The organism is Cupriavidus sp. 05L310 (assembly GCF_056398185.1).
The window spans coordinates 154864-161218 of sequence record NZ_JBFTOX010000012.1 but is presented as its reverse complement, the minus strand read 5'-3'; the positions used below and the strand labels follow the sequence as shown (position 1 = coordinate 161218).

Below are 6355 nucleotides of genomic sequence, written 5' to 3'. Positions count from 1 at the left end.
TACCGGGCCACCTCGCCTCCCCCCGTGGAGAAACCCACCAGGATGGCGTCCCGCAGGTCAAGGGTTTCGAACACAGTGGCCAGATCGTCGGCATAGGTGTTCATCTCATTGCCGTTCCATGGCTGGCTTGAACGGCCGTGGCCACGACGTTCATGTGCAACGGCGCGATACCCTTCCGACGCAACCAGCATCATCTGGGATTCCCAACTGTCCGAGCTCAGTGGCCAGCCATGACTGAATACAACGGGGCGACCGGCGCCCCAGTCCTTGCAATAGAGCTGGGTGCCGTCCTTTGCCGTGATGTAGCTGCCTGAGGCCTTGCCGCGTGCCGTTGAGGGACTCGATCCCATTGCCGACGGTGCCGCCGCAGCAGGTCCGGGCAAGCTGGAAGCCGCCAGCGCGCTGGCGGCGGCCGCGCTGCCGAGCAGCAGGTTGCGTCGCGATACACCTTTGTTGAGGCTGCGAATTGAAGACATGGTAAGACTCCTTTCTTAGCGCGTGAGCGCGCCGCTGCGTTATATATGACCAGTCGTCTATTTAAAAATGCAAAAAAATTTCAGTACAACAACCGCTTCAGCGTGACTTGCTGAAATCGTCGGCAGGCGTCGCCATTGCGCTCGACCTTGCTGCGCAGGACCGCCCCCTCCCAGGCTTCGATGATGATGGACGCGAGCTGCGCGGAATCACAGTCCGCCGGCAGTTCCTGGCGCAGCCTGGCCTCATCAAGGCAGGCTGTGATGAGGCCTTCCCAGCGCGCCAGAATGCGCTCCAGAGCAACTCGAACTTCACCGCTGGTATTGGACAATTCGAGGGAAAGGTTGCCCACAAGGCACCCCAGCGTGAATTCTTCTGCCGCGTGGTCCCCTACCAGCAACTCGAACAGCTTTTCGATCCTGGCCAACGGCGTAATGCGCGCGTCGTACATCACTTTGCCGTGGCATTGTTCAATGGAATCCCAATAGGCTTCGAGCACTTCGGCGGCAAAGGCCTCCTTGCTGTCGAAGTAGCTGTAGAAGGATCCCTTGGGAACCACTGCGGCAGCTACGATGTCCTGCACGCCAGATCCGTTGAAGCCGGACCTGTGTATAACACGGCCGCCGTCGATGAGCAGGCGGTTACGGATCTCGGGGTTGGCGGGTCTTGGCATGTCGAAATGGTCAATGAGGGGATGGAAGGAACAATAGACGACTGGTTGTCTATTTGTCAAGCATCCGTTGACGATCGTCTACGCTTTCAGCGCGCGCATCAGCTCCGCAACCAGGCGATCGGCCTCGGACTGGCTGCGGAGATTGGTAAAGCCCATCATCAAGCCACGCCGCCCGGGCGCACCGTGCCGCCACGCGGTCAGCGAATCCTCGATGATCCACGCCCCCTGCTCACCGGCCCGGTCGAGCAGTTCGACGCGCCGTTGCAGTGTCAGTGCGACGCCGGTCGGGCTCTGATGCGAAGGCGTCACCACGGCCAGGCGCGCCTTCGGAAAGTGCTGACGCCCAAATTCTGACTTCTTCGGCAACCTCCGCGCTGCGTAGCAGCGCCATCGCGTGCTGGTAAAACTCTTGGCCCACCTCGGTCATGGCGAACTGGCGCGATGTCCGGTTGATGAGTCGAACGCCCGGCGAGCGTGAAACGGCGCCCAACGGCCGAAAAACTTGATGAAGTGGCGCGCGGCCTCCGGATTGTAAAGAAACAGAGTCCATCAGCCGCACTGGCAGAAGATGCGCCAATCTCACGGTAAGTACTTCAGCAGCCTGCTAGAGGACAATACCGTGCTCTGCCGCTGGCTCGGGAACATCGCTCTTCTCGCCAAGCATATCCATGAGTTCGCGTTCAATCTTCCGGCAGATCTGTGCCATGGGCACGTCATTGGCGTTTCCTTCGAACGGGTTCTCCGTGCTTTCGCCAACCTGCTCCAGCGCGAGGTACATCCACGAGATCATAGTGCTGAATGGAATGACCAGCCAGATCATGTTGCCATGCATGAAGCCTGAAACGCTGGCATTGATCTTTTCGAATTCCGTAAGAATGCCAAAAGGCAGCAGCAGACAAAAAGTACGGACAAAGAGCTTATTGATGACCGCATATTGCCTGGGATACGGATAGTCCTTGATACGCTCCGCCCGTCCTTGCTGCGCGAAGAAGCCCTTGATGGATCCTCCCAACTCCAAATAGAAGGCATTGCCGATCTCGCCGGCATCAAGGAACCGCTTGATCGTCGCCGACTGTGTTCCCAGCAACCGGGTTGTCTTGCTTTCGGCATGCTGAAGCGAGTCGAGTTCGGCCTGCGGCAGATACCGCGCAAGCGCCTGTTCCAATGGAGTCTCCCACTCTGGAACCCGGTAGTACTTTCGATACTCCACGTTCGATACCTTGCCCGCATTTTCCCAGATCCTTGGGGTTCTCAGCTGATAGCGAAGCGCCGTCAACCACGCGCAATGCCGGAGAATCAGTTCCCGCCCGGCTGCCTGCCCCGCCAGAAAGTCCCGGCCCATCACACCCAGACATCGGCTGCCATTCAGTATCTCAGTCCAGATTTGCTGCGCCTCCAAGGCTCTGCTGTAGGTCTGCACGTTCCTGAAACCCACGATGAATGACGTGGCCGTGCCCAGCAGCAGCACAACCGAGACCGGAATCGACAGCCATTTCAGCCCGAAGAACTGATAAAGGAGAACGGGCAGCGAACCGCATGCTAGCGAGGCATAGAGTTGCCGTCTCGACCAGAACGTGAACTCGGATACGGTGTACGATTTTCCCAGGTGCATGGTGCGCATCTCCCGGCAGTGTGGCAGCTCGCAGGGCCGCGGTCCGAACTGCCGACAGGCAATATCGCCAACCGCCCTCACCACTGACAAGATAGCTGCCGGGGACCTGATTCTGCAATGGTGGATTGCCGTTCGGCCGCTCGAGACAAAACAGGTCGGCTCCGCCGTTCGCTGAAACCCAGCGGCTGACCAGTCTCCAAACGCGCCCTCAGACGCGATATCCGTAGAGTGTTCCGTCGGCTTCGCGCGCGTTGTCCAGCGGGTCGCCCGCAAGTTCGCTGCAGGCATTGCCGTTCGGCTGAACTGTGCCGACAGCTGGCCCTCCCGCGTGGTCATTGACCGTAGCCAGGACAAGGTTGGCGGCAACGGCGAAAGCGGCGGCTGTAATCGCCCGCCTTAGCATGTGTGTGCGGATCATCTGAAATCCCTTAGTTGAGTAGGAAACATGCAAAACGCAGGTTTCATGGGCAGTTGGCCAGCAACTGCACGAATACTTGCAAGCGCCGGTCGACGTCCTCGGGCATGCGCAGCCAGTTGAACGGGCTGGCCACAGTTGCGGGAAGAGCGAGGCAACGGCGATGACAGTGCCATCTGCAAGCGCTTACGCGGACCTACGCGCGGATGATCGGCAGGACCGGGATGACTTCCGTAAATCCGGCTGATGAGCTGGGGCTGCGCTCAGCCCAGTTCAAAGCCTCTTCCAGCGTCTCGACATTGATCACCACAAAGCCGCCAAATAGCGCGCGCCCTTCCGGGGATGGGCCATCCTGGACTTCGCGCTGGCCGTCCCGCACCCGCACGGTGCTGGCGTTGCGCGGATCGAGTTGCGTGCCGGCCCGCATGACGCCGGCGGCCGCCATGGCGCCCATATACTGTTTCCACGCTAGCGAGACTTGCTGCCCTTTGAGCGGATCGGCGTGGATTTCATAGCTGTTCGGTGGCTGTTGAAAAGCGAGAACAATTCCATCGTTGTTTCCTTTTTGATAGCGAGGATCAGGCAGGCGTGAACGCGGCCGCGTGGCGGCTAGCGAATTCGGCGGCGGAAATCGGCGCACGGCCGACCAACTGCTCGAAGGTGCCGGTCATGCGGTCGTAGCGGTTATCGCGATGTAGCTGGGCCATGACGACCAGGTGTGCGGTCAGATGCGCCGGCTGCTGGATCTCCTGGAGCTTGGCCTCCCAGATCTGCGGTGGCACGTTGACGTATTGGATGGTGCGGCCCAGAGCGCCGCTGAACTCCTGTGCGAGCTCCGCCATCGTCAGCGACTGGGGGCCGGTCAGTTCGTAGAGCTTGCCGATATGCGGCTCCGGGTTGGCCAGCACAGCTGCGGCGACAGCCCCCACATCGGCGGCGGCGATCGGCGAGGTCTTGCCGTCGGCGAACGGCAGGCGGATGGCGTTGTCGTCGCGGATGCCCTTGGCCGCCGGCAGGAACAAGCCTTCGAAGAAAGCAGTTGGACGCAGGTAGACCACCGGCAGGCCGGACCAACGCAGCATCTGCTCTGCGAGCCAGTGCTGCTTCTGTTGCGGGCTGCCGGTGGTCTCTGTCTCGCTCATCTGCGACAGCGTCATCTGCGACAGATTGACGAAGGCCTTCACACCCAGGCTCTTGGCTGTGACCGCGACGTTGGCGGCTGCTTCCAGGTAGTCGGGCGAAACCGACATCGTGAAATAGACCACTGAGCAGCCTTGCATGGCCGCGCGCACGGCAACGATGTCGAGCATGTCGGCGACCACGACTTCGGCGCCCAGGTCGCCCAGCATGTCGGCGCGCTTGTCCAGATTGCGCACCATGGCGCGTACGCGATGGCCTTGCTCCAGCAGGATGGCGATGGCCGCGCGCGCGGTCGAGCCGACGCTGCCGGCGGCGCCGGTGACGAGGATGGTTTCTTGGGACATGAGTCTCTTCCTTGTATCAATGATCAAAATGAAACCGGTGTAGCTGATGTTGTCGGCACCGGCCGGCGCCGCCTCGTCCAGGCAACCTTGGCGCTCAGAGGCGGCGACACGGCGGACTGGCCGCACCCGGTCAACGCCGCCACGCCTGGCGCAGTCGCTGCCCTGGGAATAGGGTAAGATTCAGTATGTAGAAAAATACATAGTGGCACGGTTTTTTGACTATGTCAAAAAAAACATAGTCATTCCGCGTGCGCGCTGACGCAATCAAGGAGCAATGCGAGTGAGTGATCTGAAGGAAGCCAGGGCAAGCAAGGAAAAGCCGCTGAAGCATGTTCTTCTTGCCGGGATACATTGCCAGCCGCGTTCCGGCTATGAACTGACCAAATGGCTGCAGATGGCGGGCCAGCATTGCTGGTCGGTCGAGCACAGCTCGGTGTACCCGGCTTTGCGAGAACTGGAGACGGATGGACTCATCACATCGGAGCGCTTGCCGGGAACGCGCGGGCCGGAACGCTCGATCTACAGCATGACTGTTGCCGGACGCGAGAAGCTGAGGTCTTGGGTGGCGAAAGGTTCACCGCGCCCGGCCATCAAGGACGAACAGATACTGCGGGTGTTGTGCTTCGATTTGCTGTCGCGCGAGGCAGCGTTGCAGCAGATCCGTGAGGTGCGTGCAGACCACCAGGTCCAGCTTGAATTTTTTCTCGCAAGGCAGGCCGAGCTGAGCGAGGATCAGCTTGGACCGCTGTTGGTGACGCGCCGCGGCGTGCTGGCTGAACAGGCCTATATCGCGTGGTGTGACGAGGTGGCGGAAATGATTGCTCGCAGGCCAGCCTGATGTCCGACTGAATTCAGGCTGGTGCGCCAGCTACTGGACTTTGCTGGCCGCTGCGATGATCGCGGCGGCAACCGCCTTCGGATGACTCAACATTGCGACGTGACTTGAATCGACGTGTATCGTTGTTGCGCCGATCTGCTTTGCCATTGCTTCCTCGGCTCGCGAATCGATCATGCGATCCTGGTTGGCGACCACGAACCACGACGGCTTCGTGTGCCACGCGGCGATGCTCACCTTGTCGTCCAGAGAGCCCGCGAACCACGGTCCTTGCGTCGCTGCGAGGGTGCGTGCTTGTGCCGGCGTCAGATCCTGGGCGAAATCATTAACCACCGCGTCGGTGGACAACGTCAGGAAGTTTGCGGAGTCTTTCCTCAATTTCCCTGCCCAGGCCGGCGCCGGCTTGCCTTTCATCATGTCGTTGACCGATACGCCGCTATCCGGAACGAGAGCGGCCACGTACACGAGTGCCTTGACTTTATCGTCGTTGCCGGCCTGGGTGATCACGAAACCGCCCCACGAATGGCCTACGAGCACAACCGGACCGGTTTGCAGTTCTATCGCACGCCTGGTCGCCGCCGTATCATCCGCAAGCGAGCTGAGCGGGTTCTGAACCGAAACCACGTGAAGACCGTGCGCTTCGAGCAGCGGGATCACCCGATTCCAGCTGGAACCGTCGGCGAAAGCGCCGTGCACAAGCACGACGTTCGTTCCTTTCAGATCCTGCGGCTGGGCGGCATGGGCCGCATTCAGCGGAAACACGCTGGCGAGCAACATCGCCGATGCGAGACATCTCTTCAACAAACGGTTCATGATGGGCTTTTCCTCAAATGTGTGGAGTGAGCCGTTAGCATCGCAGGCA

At 60.4% G+C, this 6355-nt stretch carries 9 protein-coding genes; 1 reads left to right on the top strand and 8 read right to left on the bottom strand.

Going from position 1 to position 6355, the window contains the following annotated elements:
• The 7 genes from AC1DS6_RS11535 to AC1DS6_RS11505 all read right to left on the bottom strand — a co-directional run.
• On the bottom strand, positions 1 to 476 hold a 476-nt coding region (locus tag AC1DS6_RS11535; protein WP_477102523.1), incomplete at its 3' end, for an alpha/beta fold hydrolase.
• A gap of 80 nt (positions 477 to 556) precedes the next feature.
• Entirely contained in the window at positions 557 to 1147 is a 591-nt protein-coding gene (locus tag AC1DS6_RS11530; protein ID WP_441631931.1) for a TetR/AcrR family transcriptional regulator, read from the bottom strand.
• Between the two features lie 78 nt (positions 1148 to 1225).
• Positions 1226 to 1513: a hypothetical protein gene (locus tag AC1DS6_RS11525; protein WP_441631933.1), complete on the bottom strand. Its 288-nt coding sequence runs from the start codon at positions 1511 to 1513 to the stop codon at positions 1226 to 1228.
• 238 nt (positions 1514 to 1751) lie between these two features.
• Positions 1752 to 2759, bottom strand: coding sequence for a bestrophin family protein (locus AC1DS6_RS11520; RefSeq protein WP_441631935.1), 1008 nt, complete (start codon positions 2757 to 2759; stop codon positions 1752 to 1754).
• A 208-nt stretch (positions 2760 to 2967) separates the two neighbouring features.
• Positions 2968 to 3177: a hypothetical protein gene (locus AC1DS6_RS11515; protein ID WP_441631937.1), complete on the bottom strand. Its 210-nt coding sequence runs from the start codon at positions 3175 to 3177 to the stop codon at positions 2968 to 2970.
• A 193-nt stretch (positions 3178 to 3370) separates the two neighbouring features.
• Complete coding sequence (locus AC1DS6_RS11510; protein WP_477102522.1) at positions 3371 to 3814, bottom strand: YciI family protein; 444 nt, start codon at positions 3812 to 3814, stop codon at positions 3371 to 3373.
• On the bottom strand, positions 3753 to 4658 hold the full coding sequence (locus tag AC1DS6_RS11505; protein WP_441631941.1) for an NmrA family NAD(P)-binding protein: 906 nt from the start codon (positions 4656 to 4658) through the stop codon (positions 3753 to 3755). Before AC1DS6_RS11505 ends, AC1DS6_RS11510 begins: the two co-directional genes overlap by 62 nt.
• Before the next feature lie 274 nt (positions 4659 to 4932).
• On the opposite strand from AC1DS6_RS11505, the gene AC1DS6_RS11500 reads away from it, so the two are divergent.
• Positions 4933 to 5496, top strand: coding sequence for a PadR family transcriptional regulator (locus AC1DS6_RS11500; protein WP_477102521.1), 564 nt, complete (start codon positions 4933 to 4935; stop codon positions 5494 to 5496).
• 30 nt (positions 5497 to 5526) lie between these two features.
• Here the strand turns inward: AC1DS6_RS11500 and AC1DS6_RS11495 are convergent, their stop codons facing one another.
• Positions 5527 to 6306 (bottom strand): alpha/beta fold hydrolase, encoded by a 780-nt coding sequence (locus AC1DS6_RS11495; protein ID WP_477102520.1) that lies wholly within the window; start codon positions 6304 to 6306, stop codon positions 5527 to 5529.
• Between the last annotated feature and the right edge of the window lie 49 nt (positions 6307 to 6355).

Bases quoted from the DNA above. Each gene is read 5' to 3' on its own strand.
- AC1DS6_RS11515 (WP_441631937.1), bottom strand. From the start codon at position 3,177: ATGATCCGCACACACATGCTAAGGCGGGCGATTACAGCCGCCGCTTTC.
- AC1DS6_RS11530 (WP_441631931.1), bottom strand. From the start codon at position 1,147: ATGCCAAGACCCGCCAACCCCGAGATCCGTAACCGCCTGCTCATCGAC.
- AC1DS6_RS11505 (WP_441631941.1), bottom strand. From the start codon at position 4,658: ATGTCCCAAGAAACCATCCTCGTCACCGGCGCCGCCGGCAGCGTCGGC.
- AC1DS6_RS11500 (WP_477102521.1), top strand. From the start codon at position 4,933: ATGCGAGTGAGTGATCTGAAGGAAGCCAGGGCAAGCAAGGAAAAGCCG.
- AC1DS6_RS11495 (WP_477102520.1), bottom strand. From the start codon at position 6,306: ATGAACCGTTTGTTGAAGAGATGTCTCGCATCGGCGATGTTGCTCGCC.
- AC1DS6_RS11520 (WP_441631935.1), bottom strand. From the start codon at position 2,759: ATGCACCTGGGAAAATCGTACACCGTATCCGAGTTCACGTTCTGGTCG.